Raw genomic sequence first — 16,384 nt, 5'->3', positions numbered from 1 at the left:
GGGATACTGGGCAGATGGCGCGCGACGGCAGGCCGACCGAGATCTTCGTCAGCTACTCCCCGGCCGACACGGCCTGGGCGACGTGGATCGCCTGGGAGCTCGAGGCGGCGGGCTACAAGACCATGATCCAGGCCTGGGACTTCGTGCCCGGCACGAACTTCATCGACTTCATGGATCGCGGCGTCAGCGAGGCCCAGCTCGTCGTGGCCGTGCTCTCGCGCAACTACCTGGGCTCCCGCTACGGCCGGATGGAGTGGCAGGCGGCGCTGCGGGCCGACCCCGACAACCCCTCCAACAAGCTCGTCACGATCCGGCTGGAGGACGTCCAGGTCGAGGGCCTGCTGTCCACGATCACCTGGGTCGACCTGCTGGGCGTCTCCGACCCGGGGCAGGCCAGGGCGCTGCTGCTCGGACGGGTCAGGGAGGCGATGGCGGGCCGCGCCAAGCCCGACGCCGCGCCCGCCTTCCCCGACGGCTCCACCGTGCCGGCGCCCGTCCCGACGCTGCCGCCGCCCGCCGAGCGGGCCAGGGCCCGGCGCGCGCCGGTCACGGCGCCGAAGTTCCCGCCGTCGGCCGGCGAGAGCAGGGGACGCGAGTCGATCAGCGTGCTGCACATCGGCGGCCCCCGGTTCGGCAGGGCGCTGCCCGACCCCGGCGAGCCCTTCACGCCGGAGGACATGCAGGCCCGCATCTGGGCCGACCTGACCGCCATGTACGACCGCGGCATGCCCCGCCCCGACCTCATGGTCGTCAGCGGCGACCTGACCGAGTCCGGCAGCCTGGGGCAGTTCGGGCAGGCCACGCGGTTCGTGACCGACCTGAGGCTGCTGCTCGGGCTGGAGCCGCACCGGCTGATCCTGCTGCCCGGGCCGCGCGACGTCACCAAGGCCGCCGCCAGCGCCTACTTCATGACCTGCGAGGCCGACGACGTGAGCCCGCAGCCCCCCTACTGGCCCAAGTGGCGCCACTTCGCGAAGCTGTTCGGGGAGGTCTACCAGGGGCTGGACGACCGGGTGTTCGACGGCGGGCAGCCGTGGACGCTGTTCGAGGTGCCCGATCTGAAGGTGGTCGTGGCGGGGCTCAACTCGACGATGGCGATGAGCCATCTGGAGCGCGACGCGTACGCGCAGCTCGGGGAGGCGCAGGCGGCCTGGTTCGCCGAGCGGCTGCGGCCGTACGAGGAGAGCGCGTGGCTGCGCCTGGGCGCGATCGGGCACCCGCCGGACGAGCTGAGGGACGCACCGACGTTCGACCGGCTGCTGGGCCACCGGCTCAACCTGCTCTTCCACGGCGGTTCCGGGCCGGCGGCCGAGGGCCGCATCGCCGCGCCGCGCTCGGGGCGGCACCAGGTCGTCGAGATCGGCCCCGGCGGGCTGCGCACCTGGCTGCCGGACACGCAGCCCGCCGGCCGGCCCGAGCCGGTCCGCGCCCGGTGGCGGGCCGCGCAGGCCACGTTCACCGGCGAGGCCCCGGCCGTCCCCTCACCCGCGCCGAAGCCCGAGGAGCGCGAGCCGAGCCCATACGAGCTGCTGCTCGACCGCATCACCGAGGTCTGCGAGGCCCGGCACGAGCGGGCCAGGATCCGCAGGTTCGACACGCACCTGGTGGTCACCCACCCCGAGGACGGGTTCGTCCGGCAGACGATGATCGGCGCGCACGTGGGCGAGCCGGACGAGGCGGCCGCGGCGGAGTTCGTCCGGCGGGCGCACGCCGTGGGCCTGGCCGCCGAGCTGGTCTACCAGGGGCCGCCCGCGTCCCGCGCGATCCGCGACGACCTGATGCGCAAGGGCGTGCGGCTGCGCAGCTTCACCGAGTTCCAGGGGCTGCTCGACCTGAGCGGCTACGTCGCCGAGCAGACCGCCCGGCTGACGACCGACCGGCGCTACCCGCCCGACCTGTACGTGCCGCAGCGCTACCGCGAGCTAGACCGCCCCGGCAGCCAGGTCAAGCAGGGCCTGACCGACGAGCTGATGCGCCTGCTGGCCGCCGACCACGGCCGTTTCCTGCTCCTGCTGGGCGACTTCGGCCACGGCAAGACGTTCGCGCTGCGCGAGCTGGCCCGCCGCATCCCCGTCGAGCTGCCGCACCTGACGCCGATCCTCATCGAGCTGCGCGCCCTGGACAAGGCGCACTCGGTGGACGCGCTGGTGGCGGCCCACCTGGCCGGCCACGGCGAGGAGTTCATCGACCTCAAGGCGTTCCGCTACCTGCTGCGGCAAGGGCGGATCGTGCTGCTGTTCGACGGGTTCGACGAGCTGGTGACCCGGCTGACCTACGACCGGGCGGCCGACCACCTGGCCACGCTGCTGGCCGCGGCCGACGACAAGGCGAAGATCGTGGTGGCCAGCCGCACGCAGCACTTCAAGTCCCACAGCCAGGTGCTGACCTCGCTCGGCGAGATGGTGGGGGTGCTGCCGCAGCGCCGGGTGCTCAGCGTCGAGGACTTCACGCCCGACCAGATCCGCTCCTACCTGGCCAACAGGTTCGCCGGCGGTGACGAGGCCACCGCCCGCATGTCGCTGATGGGGGAGATCGAGGACCTGCTCGCGCTGGCGCAGAACCCGCGCATGCTCAGCTTCATCGCCGACCTCGACGCCGACCGCCTGCGCACGGTGGCCGAGGCCCGCCACACGATCAGCCCGGCCCTGCTGTACGAGGAGATCCTCAGCTCGTGGCTGGCCTTCGAGGAGCGGCGGGCCAGGATCCCCGGCTCGCCGGCCGGGCTGACCACCGACGAGCTGTGGCAGGCGGTGACCGCGCTGGCGGTGCGCCTGTGGGACTCCGGGGAGGCGCTGCTGGGCCTGGACGAGCTGACCGAGATCGGCGAGACGCTGACCGACCTGGCCGACGGGCAGCTCTCGGCCGCGCACGCCGCGTTCCGGATGGGCTCGGGCAGCCTGCTGGTGCGCACCGAGGAGGGCATGTTCGGCTTCATCCACGCCTCGGTGATGGAATGGCTGATCGCCCGGCACATCGCCACGACCCTGGACAACCCGCTCCTGCTGTCGCGCCGGCCGCTGTCGGCGCTGACCGTGGAGTTCCTGTGCGACCTGGCCGACGTGCGGGCGCTGCGGGCCTGGGTGGCCGACCCGCCGGGCGACGACGTGTCCAGGGCGAACGCGGTCAAGATCTCCGCCCGGCTGCGCACGCCGGCCCGCGCCGACCTGCGCGGGGCCAACCTGAAGGGCGAGGACCTGTCGGCCAGGGACCTGCGGGAGGTCGACCTCACCGGCGCCGACCTGTCCGAGGCGACGCTGGCGGGCACCAACCTGTCCAGGGCGACCCTGCGCGATGCCCGGCTGGTGGGCGCGCGGCTCGACGGCGCCCAGCTCACCGGGGCCGACCTGCGCGGCGCCGACCTGTCGGGGGCGCGGCTGGCCCAGGTCGACCTGAGCGACGCGGCGCTCGACGGCGCCCGCTGGCACCGGGCCTCGCTGATCAACGTGACCGGCACGCTGCCGCACCTGCCGGGCGCGGCCGTGGTGCCGGGGCAGCCGGTCGAGGTGGAGTTCGCGCCGGCCGGCATCGGCGTCCCGTACGGCTACCACTTCCAGACCAGCCGCCTGCCCGAGCCGATCGCCTACAGCCCCGACGGCGCCACGATCGCGATCGGCAACGAGGACGGCGGCGTGCTGCTGTGCGTCGGCGGCGCGCCCGTGCGCACGTTGCAGGGGCACCGGGGCCGCGTCTACGCGGTCACGTTCGCGGGCGGGCTGCTGGCCACGGGCGCGAGCGACGGCGCCGTGCGGCTGTGGGACGCGCTGACCGGCGAGCCGCTGCGCCGGCTGGCCGGCCACCCCGACGGCGTGTGGCCGGTGCGCCTCGACGCCTCGGGCGAGCTGGTGGCCGCGGGCGGCGGGGACGGCGTCGTACGCGTGTGGGAGACGGCCACCGGGCGGCTGAAGCACGAGCTGAGCGGCCACCGGGCGCCCGTCTTCACCGCCTCGTTCGGCCGCTCGGCGCTGGTGACCGGCGACTCCGCGGGCGTCGTGCGCGTCTGGGACCTCGGCTCCGGCCAGGTGAAGGAGACGCTCGGGGAGCACCGCGGCAGCGTCTACCGCGCCGTGCACAGCCCCGACGGCCGCCTGCTGGCCACCGGCGACGAGGCGGGCACCGTCCGGCTCTGGGACACCGCCACGTGGACGCTCCTGCACGAGCTGACCGGCCACCTGGGCAGCGTCTACTGCGTGACGTTCTCCCCCGACGGCACGCTGCTGGCCACCGGCGACACGGCGGGCAGCGTCCGCGTGTGGGACCCCTCCGGCGAGGCCCGCGGCGTGCACACCACCCACGCGGCGGCCGTCTACCAGGTCACCTTCAGTCCCGACGGGCAGACCCTGGCCAGCGGCGACTCCAACGGCGTCGTACGCCTGCAGCGGCTCGGCGGCGGCCAGCGGATCGAGCTGACCGGGCACCGCAGCTCGGTCTGGCCCTTCGCGTTCAGCCCCGACGGGCAGCAGCTGGCCACCAGCAGCAACGACGGCACCGTGCGGCTGTGGGACCCGGTGACGGGCCAGAGCCAGCGGGTGCTGCGCGGCCACGGGCGCCGCATCTCCTCCGTCAGGTTCAGCGCCGACGGCACGATGCTGGCGACCAGCGGCAACGACGGCATCGTACGCGTGTGGGAGCCGCGCACGGGGCGGCGGCTGCGCGAGTTCAGCGGCACGGCCGACCGGCTGATCTCGGCCTCCTTCTCCCCCGCCGGGCCCACGCTGGCCACCTCCAGCAACGACGGCGGCGTGCACTTCTGGAACGCCGTCACCGGCGACTACGAGCGCGAGCTGCACGCCGAGACCGACCACGTGTGGGCCGAGGCGTTCAGCCCCGACGGCAACATGCTGGCCACGGCCAACGACGACGACAGCGTGCGGATCTGGTACCGCCCGACCGGGCGGCTGGCGGTCAACCTGATGGACCACCGCGGGCGGGTGCGCTCGATCGCGTTCAGCCCCGACGGCTCCTACGTGGCCACCGGCTGCGACGACAAGCTCGTACGCCTGTGGCACGTCGACTCCGGCGGCCGGGTGGCCACCCTCGAAGGGCACACCGACCGGGTCTACTCCGTAGCCTTCTCCCCCGACGGCCGCCACCTGGCCAGCGCCGGCAACGACGGCAAGGCCCTGGTGTGGGAGCTGCGCCCCGGCCAGCCCTGGCAGCCCCGGCTCGCGCACACGCTCGACCGGCACGACGGGCGGCTGTGGAGCGTGGCGTTCAGCGCCTCCGGCGACAGCCTGGCCACCGGGGGCGACGACCTCCTCGTCCGCGTGTGGGACACCGCGACCGGCCACCTGCGGCACACGCTGGCCGGGCACGCCCGCCGGGTGTGGTCGGTCGCCTTCAGCCCGGCGCAGGACCTGCTGGCCAGCGCCGGCGACGACGGCGTGGTGATCCTCTGGGCGGGCGGCGAGCGGCGGGCGACCCTGCTCGGGCTGGCCGAGGGGTGGGCCGCCCTGGCGCCCGACGGCCGGTACAAGGTCCAGGGCGACCCCGGCGGGCAGTTCTGGCACGTCGTCGGGATGTCACGGTTCGAGCTGGGCGAGCTCGACGCGTACCTGCCGGGGGTGCGCCAGTTGCCGCTCGACTCGCCCTTCTAGTACACCTCGATCCGGTCCATGCTGATCACCGTGCTGCCCGAGGCGGGGTTGCGCTCGCCGGTCACGCGCACCCGCAGCGTGTGCTCGCCGGGCGCCAGGACGGGGCTCAGGTAGTTGAGCTGCTCGCCGACCCGGATGTCGCTGTAGTAGTCGACGCGCTGCTCGGGGCCGCCGTCGACGGAGATGGCGGCGATGCCGTTGCCCCGGTCGCGCACGCTCAGCAGGGCCACCCGCGTGCCGGTGAAGCGGACCGTCGCCGTCGCGCCGGCCTGGCCGCTCCAGTGGTCGTTGCTCCAGAAGCACTGGTTGCCGCAGCCCGAGCCGGACTGCCAGGTGCCCGCGTACGCGACCTGCGGGTCGAAGTCGTTGATCACCGACGTGGCGGCGCCCGGGTCGCCGGACGGGAGCTGCTGCGTGGCGCCGGCGGCGAGGGGGCGGCCGAAGTTCGGGGTGCCGTCGGCGTTCCAGGTGAACTTCTGCACCCGCGTGGTGCGGAAGTTGTAGGTGTAGGTGCTGGTGTTCTTGCCGTGGTAGGCGATCCAGTCCTCGGTGCCGTCCGGCGAGCGGAAGAACGAGTGGTGCCCCGGGCCCCACACGCCGGTCGCGTCGTTGCGCGCGAACACCGGCCCGGCGTGCTGCGTCCAGCTGGCGGCCACCATCGGGTCGGCGCCGTTCGCGATGCTCTTCATCCACAGCTGGTAGTCGGGCTTGCCGGTGTCGCAGGTGGAGTAGGTCAGGAACGTCCTGCCGTTGCGGTAGAGCGGGGTCGGGCCCTCGCGCACCTCGGTGCAGCCGCCGCCGGCGGGGATCGCGACCCGGCCGCCGGTGACCGTCCACGGGTTGCTCATCCGGGCGATGTACAGCTGCGCCGGGCCGCCCATGCCGCGCCCGGGACCGGCCCAGACGAAGTACTGCTGTCCGTTGTGGGTGATGGGCTCGCCGTCGATGGCGTACTCGCCGAAGTCGGCGATCTTGGCCTTGAACGTGTACGGGCCCATCGGGTCGTCGCCGGCCGACTCCAGGACGTACATGCGGTGGTTGGCGTCCACGCCGTCGGAGGCGGTGTAGTAGATGTACCAGCGGGCTCCGACGTGGCGGAAGGCGGGCGCCCACATCTGGGTGTTGCGGCTGGCGTCGCTGTCGCGCCAGACCACCTGCTCCGGCGCGGCGAGCAGGGTGGCCAGGCTGGGCGAGCGCCAGATGCCGATGCGATCGCCGCGCGTGGTGGCCACGTAGTAGTTGCCGTTGTGGAACATCAGGCTGGGGTCGGCGGCCGGGTTGACCGGGTTGCGGAACGACTGCGTCGCCGCCCCGGCCGGGGCCACCGGGACGATCACGCTCAGGGCGACGGCTACGGCGGTGACGGCGGCTCGCCAGGGCGATAAGCGCGGCATCTGCGGTCCTTCCACGAACCTGTCGGGCGATCTTTCCGATCGTCATGGAAGGGGGTCATGCCGTCAACCGCGGGCGGCGCGCCTCAGCAACTCGTCCCAGACCTCCGCCACCCGGGCGTCCAGCTCGTCCAGCGAGCCCTCGTTGGGGATCACGATGTCGGCGGCGGCCAGCCGGTCCTCGCGGCTCGCCTGGGCGGCGATGCGGGCCTTGGCGTCGGCCTCGGGCATGCCCCGGTGCTCGGCCAGCCGGCTGATGCGCACCTCGTCGGCCGTGTCCACGACGATGACCACGTCGTACATCGGGGCCAGTTTGTTCTCCACCAGCAGCGGCACGTCGTACACCATGATCGTGTCGTCGGCCGCCTGCCGCTGCAGCTGCGCCACCCGCTCCCCCACGAGCGGATGGACGATCGCGTTGAGCGCCGCCAGCTTCTCGGAGTCGGCGAAGACCAGCGAACCGAGCTTCTCCCGGTTGAGCGAGCCGTCGGGGCGGAGCACGTCGTCGCCGAACGTGGCCACCACCCGGGCCAGGCCGGGCGTGCCGGGCTCGACCACCTCGCGGGCGATCTTGTCGGCGTCGATCACCATCGCGCCCCTGGCCGACAGCCGCTTGGACACCTCACTCTTGCCCGAGCCGATCCCGCCCGTGAGCCCAATCTTCAACACGCGGAAAGCCTATCCACCATCGGGCCGCGCGGGTTCATCATCTTGGGCTCATCATCGTAGGCATGGTCTCTAGCATCTTCCGGGCCGCGCACGAGCAGGCGGCGGCCGCCGGGGACGACTGGGTGGGGCCGCCGCACGTGGTGCTCGCCCTGCTGGCCGGCGACTCCCTCGCCGCGCGGGTGCTGGCGCAGGCCGGGCTCGACCGCGAGCGCGCGGCGGAGCGCCTGCCCCACCACGCCGGGCCGCCGCACCGGGCCGGCGGCTTCGCCAATCCGAGCTTCCACGAGCTGCACGGCATCGCGACGGGCCTGGCCCTGGCCGCCGGGCTGCGCACCCCGACACCGGAGCTGTGGCTGGCCGCCCTGGCCCACCACACCGAGGCGGACCGGGGGCCGACGCCGCTGCACCTGTTCGGGGTGGACCCAGGCGAGGTGCTGGCGGCGCTGCGCGGGCACGGTGTCCCGGTGCCGCCGATCGAGGCGCCCCAGCACGTGCCGTGGCGGGGCCGGCACCAGGTCGTGGTGCCCGCCTCCGCCCTGCGGGCCGCGCTCGACCGGCTGAACGCCGCGCATCCGCCGGGCTCGGAGTGGCGGTGGGGGTGGAACTGGGTGGACGACGACATGGGCCGCGCCGTGATCATCGCGGAGGACGGGATCGATCTGGCGTCCTTCGCAGGTAGACCATCGTCAAATGATCGTCCATCCGCTCGCGGCTCGTCTCCCGGTAGCCCAGACGGCGGTAGAGCCGCAGGTTCCCCTCCGACAGATGACCGGTGAACAGGTCGAACGCCGTCGCCTCCGGCACCTGCTCGTGCAGGGCGCGCAGCAGGGCCGTGCCCACCCCCTGCCCCTGCCGGTCGGGCGCGACGACGAGGCGGCCCACCAGGCAGGTGGTGCCGGACAGCCGGCCGCGCACCGCGCCGACGATCCGGCCGGCGTCGATCGCCTTGAGCACGAGCGCGCCCTCGACGACCTTGCGGACCTGCTCCAGCGACTCGACGAGCGGCGGGATGTAGGGGTCGCCGTAGAGCTGGGCCTCGCTGACGTACGCCGCCCGCTGCAGGGTCAGGATCTCGCCGGCATCCGACGGCACCGCCCGTTCGATCAGCACGGGCAGCACCCTATCTCAGGACCCCACGCCCGCCGTGAGCTCGCCGGGACACACGGTGCGCGGCCTGGGCAGCACGCCGTTGACGAGGTAGTCGTGCACGCGGGTGCGCAGGCAGGTGGCGCGCAGCTTGCTCACGCCCTGCAGCAGGTACGCGCCGTGCCCGTCGCCGTGCCAGAGCACCGCCGCCCCGGGGATCCGCGCGGCCACGCGGGCGGCGCCTGAAGCGGGGTTGTCGGTGTCCAGCCGGCCGATGCCGACCAGCACGGACGCTCCCTTGCCCACGCGGGCCGGGCGGTACGGCCGGGGCGGCCAGCTCGGGCGGCCGCGCAGCCCCACGCAGCGGGCCACCTCGTACCGGCCGGTCAGCCAGCCCACGCGCGGCGCCAGCTCGCGCAGCCGCGACTCCATCGCCAGGAACCGCCGGTAGCCGGGGGCGGCGGGCATGAAGTCGTGGCACGCCATCGACCGCGCCACCGTGCCGGGCCCCACCGGCTGCGCCACGGCCGCCATCCGCGCCAGCGCGCTCGCGTCGCCCTCCTCGGCCGCCGACATGGCACTGGCCAGCTCCGGCCAGCGCTGCGGGGCGAGCCCGGCCAGCACGGCGGCCGTGATCAGCCGGGCGTCCAGCGAGCGCCCGGGGCCGGCGGGCAGGGGCGCACGCTCCAGCAGGTCGTCGAGCACCGACACGGCGTCGTCGTCATCGAGGGGGCAGCCCATGCGGGTCGCGCACCAGTCGCGGAAGGCGGTGAGCTGCCGCTCGGCCGCGCGGGCGCGGGCGATCAGCCGCCGTCCCAGGCCGGGCTCGGTGTGGTCGGGCACGCCTTCCAGGTACATCCGCTCGACGCGGCGCGGGAACAGCTCCAGGTACGCCTGCCCGTACACCGCCCCGTAGGCGTTGCCGAAGTAGCGCAGCCGCGACTGGCCGAGCGCGGCGCGCAGGGCGTCGAGGTCGTGGGCCACCTGCCAGGAGGTGAGGCCCGCGTACGCGGGGCCGGCGGCGATGCGGCAGCTGCGGTCGTAGGCGGCGTTGTCGCGGGCGTAGGCGCGCCAGGCGGCCGGGCCGGGGGTGATCTGGAGCCGCCGGGGGTCGGGGGGCGGGACGGAGCAGCGCACCATGGAGGTGCTCCCCCGGTCGCCGATGCCGCGCGGCTCGACCAGCACCACGTCGAACCACCTGGCCAGCTCGCTCACGGTGTCGGGCCGGGCGCGCACGGCCTGGACGGCGGACTCGTCGCCGGTGTTCACGACCAGCGCGCCGAGGTTGCGGGCGGGGTCCTGGGCGGGCAGCCAGGCCAGGTCGATCTCGGTACGGGAGCCGCGCGGCCTGGCCCAGTCGACGGGCACGGACAGCTTGCCGCACCGCAACCCGTCGCCGCAGTCCCACCACGCCACCTGCCGCCGCGCCTTCCCGGCGACCCCGCCCTCGGCCCCGGCCCCGGCCGCCCCGGCACCGCCCGCCAGCCGCCCGGACCCACTGGGCGCCTCCGAGCCGGGACCGCCAGGTGCGGATCGGCCGTGACCACCGGACAGCAGCGGGTCGGACCCGCCGGTCCCCACCGGGCCGAGCCCACCGGGCTCCGTCCACCCGGACCCCGTCCCACCGGAACCACCGGACACCGTCCCGCCGGGGCCACCGGACACCGTCCCGCCGGGGCCACCGGGCGCCGTCCCGCCGGGGCCACCGGGCGCCGTCCCGCCGGGGCCACCGGGCACCAAGGAACCGCGGCCCCCGGGCGCCGTACCACCGGGACCACCGGACACCAAGGAGCCGGGACCGCCGGACTCCGTGTCGCGCCTGGCCACCCCCGGAGCGGCCACCGCCGCGCCGGAGGCGACCGCGTGCGGGGACAGTGCGGCCCAGGCGGCGCTCGTGGCGGCGTTCACCGCTCGCGGGGTGGCGGCGGCGTAGGTGGCGGGTGGGGGTGGGACGGTGGTGGCGGTCACGGCGGCCGTCAGCGCGGCCGTGCCCTGGATCATCCGCTGAACCATGCCCACTGCAACCCCTGACAAGTCGCGACGACCAACAGCACAGGCAGTGTCTCAGCGCCCAACCCCGCAGGTCAGAGCCTTGCAAAAGCTCCTGCGTAAAATCTGTGACCCGCTCAGCGAAGTATCCGGAAAAAGGCCCGTATACCCTCCACCAGCGGACCGGGCGCCGCCATGGCCACCATGTGGCTGGGACTGTCCGCCTCTCCCCAATAGACAAGGTCGTTCCCGCGCTCGGCGATCCGCCGCATCACGGCCGGCCCGCCGTGGGTCACCCCGGTCGGCACCACGCTCTGGTCGATGGGCAGGCCCGCCGCCCCTTCGTAGTACGGCCACGACGACGACGCCCCGGTCCCCGTCAGCCAGTAGAGGCCGGCGTTGGTGAGCACCAGGTCCCGGTCCACGGGCTCGTCCCCCGATCCCCACCCGTCGAACTCCTTGAACCTCTCCACGAGGTAGGACAGCTGCGCCACCGGCGAGTCCACGAACCCATGACCCAGCGTCTGCGGCCTGGCGGCCAGGTAGGCCCCGTACCCGCTGCCGCCGGCCATCCGCTCCGCCATCAGCCCCAGCTGGGCCAGCTCCTCCTCCGTGGCCCCGTCCAGCTCCCCCGGCGCCCCCATCGGGATGCCGAGCCCGGCCGTGATGACCGCGCCGGCGACGTGCTCGGGGTCCAGGGCGGCGAGCTGGGGGGTGACCATGGCCCCGGCGTCGTTGCCGTGCGCGCCGTACCGGTCGTACCCGAGCCCGGCCATCAGCTCCGCCCACGTACGTGCCACCCGCTCGATGCTCCACGGCCGCTCGTCGGCGGGTTCGGGGAACGGCGAGAAGGCGAACCCGGGCAGCGAGGGGGCCACGACGTGGAAGGCGACGTCAGGGTCGAGCCCGTGGCGGCGCGGGTCGGTGAGCGGCCCGATGACGTCGAGGAACTCGGCGACGGTGTTCGGCCAGCTGTGCGTCATGATCAGGGGCAGCGCGCCGGGCTCGGGCGAGCGTACGTGCAGGAAGTGGATCGTCTGCCCGTCGATGCGCGTGGTGAACTGCGGGAACGCGTTGAGCCTGGCCTCCTGGGCCCGCCAGTCGAACCCGTCGGCCCAATAGCCGGCGAGCTCGCGCAGGTAGGCCACGGGCACGCCCCGGCTCCACCCGCCGGACAGCTGCGCGGCCCACCTGGTGCGCCGCAGCCGGTCCCTCAGGTCGTCGAGGTCGGCCTGGGGGATGTCGATGTGAAAAGGCTTGATCTCTTCCATGCCGCGAATTTAGGCGGCATTGCGGCAAGGATCGTTCCGCATTGGCCGGCCGCCACGATCAAGTGTGGCCAGGATGCCGAAAAGGCCCCGCACGGTCACCCGTGCGGGGCCTTTCGAAGCCTCAGGCCACCCGGAGGGGCCCTAGGCGGTCAGAGCCGAGCTCAGCTCTGTCCACCCGCCAGCTTCTCGCGCAGAGCCGCGAGCGCCTCGTCCGAGGCGAGCGCACCACTGGCCGGAGCCGACGACGAGGAGCCGCCCTGCGGGGCCTGCGTCTCGCCGCTGTAGGACGAAGGAGCGGCCTCGCCGGCCTCCGCCTCGGCCTTGCGGGCCTCCTCGATCTGCTTCTTGTGGGCCTCGAAACGAGTCTGGGCCTCGGCGTACTGCCGCTCCCACTCCTCACGCTGCCTGTCGAAGCCCTCGAGCCACTCCCCGGTCTCCGGGTCGAAGCCCTCGGGGTAGATGTAGTTGCCCTGGTCGTCGTAGGTCGCCGCCATGCCGTAGAGGGTCGGGTCGAACTCGACCTCGGTCCCGACGCCCTCGTTGGCCTGCTTCAGCGAGAGGCTGATGCGGCGACGGTCGAGGTCGATGTCGATGATCTTCACGAAGATCTCGTCGCCGACCTGGACGACCTGCTCCGGGATCTCCACGTGGCGCTCTGCCAGCTCGGAGATGTGGACCAGGCCCTCGATGCCCTCCTCGACCCGGACGAACGCGCCGAACGGCACCAGCTTGGTGACGCGACCCGGCACGACCTGGCCGATCTGGTGGGTGCGGGCGAACTGCTGCCACGGGTCTTCCTGAGTGGCCTTGAGCGACAGGGAGACGCGCTCGCGCTCCATGTCGACGTCGAGGACCTCGACCGTGACCTCCTGGCCGACCTCGACCACCTCGGACGGGTGATCGATGTGCTTCCAGGACAGCTCGGACACGTGGACCAGGCCGTCGACGCCGCCGAGATCCACGAACGCACCGAAGTTGACGATCGAGGAGACGACGCCCTTGCGGACCTGCCCCTTCTGGAGGGTGTTGAGGAACGTCTGGCGAACCTCGGACTGGGTCTGCTCGAGCCAGGCACGGCGCGACAGGACCACGTTGTTGCGGTTCTTGTCGAGCTCAATGATCTTGGCCTCGAGCTCGCGGCCGACGTACGGCTGCAGGTCGCGGACACGGCGCATCTCGACCAGGGACGCGGGCAGGAAGCCTCGCAGGCCGATGTCGAGGATGAGCCCACCCTTGACGACCTCGATGACGGTGCCGGTGACGATGCCGTCCTCGTCCTTGATCTTCTCGATCGTGCCCCAGGCGCGCTCGTATTGAGCCCGCTTCTTGGACAGGATCAGGCGGCCCTCTTTGTCCTCCTTCTGGAGGACCAGGGCTTCGACGTGCTCTCCGACTTCCACGACGTCAGCGGGATCGACATCGTGCTTGATCGAAAGCTCACGCGAGGGAATGACACCCTCGGTCTTGTAGCCGATATCGAGAAGAACCTCGTCTCGATCGACCTTGACGACGGTGCCCTCGACGATGTCGCCGTCGTTGAAGTACTTGATGGTCTCGTCGATCGCCGCGAGGAAGGCTTCCTCGGACCCGATGTCGTTGACCGCTACCTGCGGGGTGCTCGAGGTGGCCTCAGTGCTGGACGTCATGTGTGGAATTGCTCCGAACGCGGACAGGATGTCGATGTGGCGGATGCGCGGCAGGCCCTCTTCCGCATCAAGCCGAGCAATTACGACATCGACGTGACCGAGCGCGAGCCCGCTCCGTCTGAGGCGCGCGCGAGCCCACAGCGCAGCGATCAGCATATGAGACCTTCGCCACGGGGTCAATCCGGGGAGGAGTTAATAGGCGATGACCTGGAGCCCTCGCTTGGCGACGATATTACCTCGTAGTTCCTCCGGCATGGAGATCCGCTCCGGGTCGCCGTCGCTGACGTAGCGCTCACCAGGATGCTTGTCCAGCCACTCCAGCCAGTATTGGGAGCACCACTTGCGGCACTCGCCCTTCTTGCCGTTGCTCTGGATGCGCTGGATCGCTCCCCGGTCGAACTTTTTCGCGTAGGGCGAAAGAGACGGCTCGGCTCCGGCGAGGAACACGCCGGAAAAATTATACCTTGTACCGTCCCAGGAGCCGGTCCTGGCGGCCTTCTTCGGGCGGGGCAGCGACCCGTACGGCAGGGCCATCGTCTCGGAGGGCGGCGCGCCGAGCTTCTTCAGCAGCCGCTCGGTCCGGACGATCTGCTCCCCCACCCGCTTGCGCTTGAGCATGCGCAGGTTCGGGTGGCTCCAGGTGTGGTTGGCGACCTCGTAGCCATGATCGACCAGCCACCGTACGGCGACCGCCTGGGACTCATGGTCGCGCAGCCCGAACGGCTCCCTGTTGACCCAGAACGTGGCCACCGGCCGGAAACCCGGATGCCGGGAGGCCACCTCCTGGATGACGCCCACGGCCGTGTCGGGCAGGGGGTTGCCGCTCGCGTCCAGCCCGAAGTGGCTGGGATGCCCGTCGTCGAACGTCAGCACGACCGGGAACTTCCCCGCCGGCACCCTGATCTCGCCCCTGACGAACTCCCTGGCGGTGATCGGCACGTAGCCCCGCTCGGCCAGCCTCTCCAGCTCCTTCCTGAGCTGGTCCGGCGTCCGGTCGAGGGAGGCGAGCCGCTTGCGCAGGATGCGGTGGTACATCAGCACCGGCACCAGCCCCGCCTCGTTGGCGCGCACCTGCCGGGCGAACTCGGGCGTGGCCACGACCCCGGGCGGCTGCCCGACCGGGGCCAGGGACGGCGCGGGGCTGCTCTCGACCGTGCCCGCGGCCTTCGGCACGGCATGCGGCCGGGGCGGGCCGGGTAAGAGGCTCAGGCCGATGATGGCGACCGTGATCACCACGATGTTCGCGATGCCGATGATCCGCGTGAGGGACGCTGGTATCCGCACAGAACTCCCGGCCGCTCGGTGAAACCAGGTTCACAGGCTAGTGCAGAACCCCCCGAAACGGCCTGTCGTGTCAGTGGCCCGCGTCCTCCCAGGTGCGCCCCACGCCCACGGAGACCTCCAGGGGCACCCGCAGCTGGTAGGCGGCGTTCATCTGGTCGCACACGAGCTGGGTGAGCCGCTCCAGCTCGCCCGGCGCCACCTCGAACACCAGCTCGTCGTGAACCTGCAGCAGCATCCTGGAGGTCAGCCCCTCCTCGCCGAGCGCCTGGCGGACGTTGAGCATGGCGACCTTGATGATGTCGGCGGCCGAGCCCTGGATCGGGGCGTTGAGCGCCATCCGCTCGGCCATCTCCCGCCGCTGGCGGTTGTCGCTGGTCAGGTCGGGCAGGTAGCGGCGGCGGCCCATGATCGTCTCGGTGTAGCCGTCGGTGCGGGCCTGGGAGACGATGGCGTGCAGGAAGTCGCGCACGCCGCCGAACTCCTGGAAGTATTCCTCCTTCAGCGCCCGCGCCTCGGCCACCGGGATGTTGAGCTGCCCGGCCAGGCCGAAGTCGGACAGGCCGTAGGCCAGGCCGTAGTTCATCGCCTTGATGCGGGCCCGCAGCTCGCCGTCGATCTGCTCGGGCGGCAGGTCGAACACCCGGGCGGCGGTGGCCTGGTGGAAGTCGTGGCCCGACTCGAACGCCTCGATCAGCGACTCGTCGCCCGACAGGTGGGCCATGATGCGCAGCTCGATCTGGCTGTAGTCGGCCGTCAGCAGCGTCTCGTAGCCCTCGCCGACCACGAAGCCCTGCCGGATGCGGCGGCCCTCGGCGGTGCGGATCGGGATGTTCTGCAGGTTGGGCTTCTCCGACGACAGCCGGCCCGTGGCGGCGATGATCTGGTTGAACGTGGTGTGGATCCGCCCGTCGTCGGCGATCTCCTTGATCAGTCCCTCGACGGTGGTGCGCAGCTTCTGCTGGTCGCGGTGGCGCAGCATGATCGTGGGCAGCTCGTGCTCGGTCTGGGTGGCCAGCCAGGCGAGCTGGTCGGCGTCGGTGCTCCAGCCGGTCTTGATCTTCTTCGTCTTGGGCAGGTTGAGCCGGACGAAGAGGATCTCCTGCAGCTGCTTGGGCGAGCCCAGGTTGAACTGCTCGCCGACCGCGCGGTGGGCCTCCTCCACGGCGTGCTTGACCGCCGCCCCGAACTCGGCCTCCAGGCCCGCGAAGTATTCGCTGTCGACGGCGATGCCGGCCCGCTCCAGCTCGGCCAGCACCGACAGCAGCGGCAGCTCCACGTCGGCCAGGAGCTGGGTGCCGCCGCGCCCGGCCAGGAAGGTCTCCAGGGACTCGGCCAGCTCGCGCACGGCGTGGGCGCGCAGCGCGAGGTCCTTGGCCGGGGCGTCCTCGTCGTCGTCGAACAGGGCGGCCTGCCCGTTGGGCTCCCTCTCGGCGCGCAGGTCGCGGTGGAGGTAG

9 protein-coding genes and 1 pseudogene are annotated in these 16,384 nt (G+C 72.6%); 2 read left to right on the top strand and 8 right to left on the bottom strand.

From position 1 onward, the window contains the following. The first annotated feature begins 14 nt into the window (after nucleotides 1-14). Nucleotides 15-5,594 carry a TIR domain-containing protein gene (locus ACTWPW_RS29970; protein WP_443170594.1) on the top strand — a complete coding sequence of 1,860 codons (5,580 nt, stop codon included), beginning with the start codon at nucleotides 15-17 and terminating at the stop codon, nucleotides 5,592-5,594. Here the strand turns inward: ACTWPW_RS29970 and ACTWPW_RS29965 are convergent. Both ACTWPW_RS29965 and coaE read right to left on the bottom strand, forming a co-directional pair. Then, nucleotides 5,591-6,988 carry a family 43 glycosylhydrolase gene (locus tag ACTWPW_RS29965; protein ID WP_443170593.1) on the bottom strand — a complete coding sequence of 466 codons (1,398 nt, stop codon included), beginning with the start codon at nucleotides 6,986-6,988 and terminating at the stop codon, nucleotides 5,591-5,593. The genes ACTWPW_RS29970 and ACTWPW_RS29965 overlap by 4 nt on opposite strands. Before the next feature lie 63 nt (nucleotides 6,989-7,051). After that, on the bottom strand, nucleotides 7,052-7,654 hold the full coding sequence (gene coaE / locus ACTWPW_RS29960) for a dephospho-CoA kinase (protein WP_375109335.1): 603 nt from the start codon (nucleotides 7,652-7,654) through the stop codon (nucleotides 7,052-7,054). Between the two features lie 62 nt (nucleotides 7,655-7,716). Between coaE and ACTWPW_RS29955 the strand changes: the two are divergent. Continuing rightward, nucleotides 7,717-7,869 (top strand): annotated as a pseudogene (locus ACTWPW_RS29955) (Clp protease N-terminal domain-containing protein); the annotation flags it as partial. Nucleotides 7,870-8,290: 421 nt separating this feature from the next. Here the strand turns inward: ACTWPW_RS29955 and ACTWPW_RS29950 are convergent. From ACTWPW_RS29950 to ACTWPW_RS29925, 6 genes are all read right to left on the bottom strand, one after another. Continuing rightward, on the bottom strand, nucleotides 8,291-8,761 hold the full coding sequence (locus tag ACTWPW_RS29950; RefSeq protein ID WP_375109530.1) for a GNAT family N-acetyltransferase: 471 nt from the start codon (nucleotides 8,759-8,761) through the stop codon (nucleotides 8,291-8,293). A gap of 18 nt (nucleotides 8,762-8,779) precedes the next feature. Then, on the bottom strand, nucleotides 8,780-10,741 hold the full coding sequence (locus ACTWPW_RS29945) for an alpha/beta hydrolase (RefSeq protein ID WP_443170592.1): 1,962 nt from the start codon (nucleotides 10,739-10,741) through the stop codon (nucleotides 8,780-8,782). A gap of 125 nt (nucleotides 10,742-10,866) precedes the next feature. Continuing rightward, a complete protein-coding gene (locus tag ACTWPW_RS29940) occupies nucleotides 10,867-12,000 on the bottom strand; it encodes an epoxide hydrolase family protein (protein WP_443170591.1) in 1,134 nt (377 codons plus the stop codon). Between the two features lie 161 nt (nucleotides 12,001-12,161). Further along, a complete protein-coding gene (gene rpsA / locus ACTWPW_RS29935) occupies nucleotides 12,162-13,646 on the bottom strand; it encodes a 30S ribosomal protein S1 (RefSeq protein WP_364118574.1) in 1,485 nt (494 codons plus the stop codon). Nucleotides 13,647-13,838: 192 nt separating this feature from the next. Next, entirely contained in the window at nucleotides 13,839-14,930 is a 1,092-nt protein-coding gene (locus ACTWPW_RS29930) for a polysaccharide deacetylase family protein (RefSeq protein ID WP_375109332.1), read from the bottom strand. Between the two features lie 70 nt (nucleotides 14,931-15,000). Beyond that, nucleotides 15,001-16,384: DNA polymerase (locus tag ACTWPW_RS29925; protein WP_443170590.1), on the bottom strand; the 1,384-nt coding region annotated here is incomplete at its 5' end.

It is taken from the genome of Nonomuraea sp. KM90 (assembly GCF_052246675.1).
In the GTDB taxonomy this organism is placed as follows: Bacteria; Actinomycetota; Actinomycetes; order Streptosporangiales; family Streptosporangiaceae; genus Nonomuraea.
The sequence above is the reverse complement of the archived record's forward strand: the minus strand, read 5'-3'. Positions and strand labels throughout refer to the sequence as shown.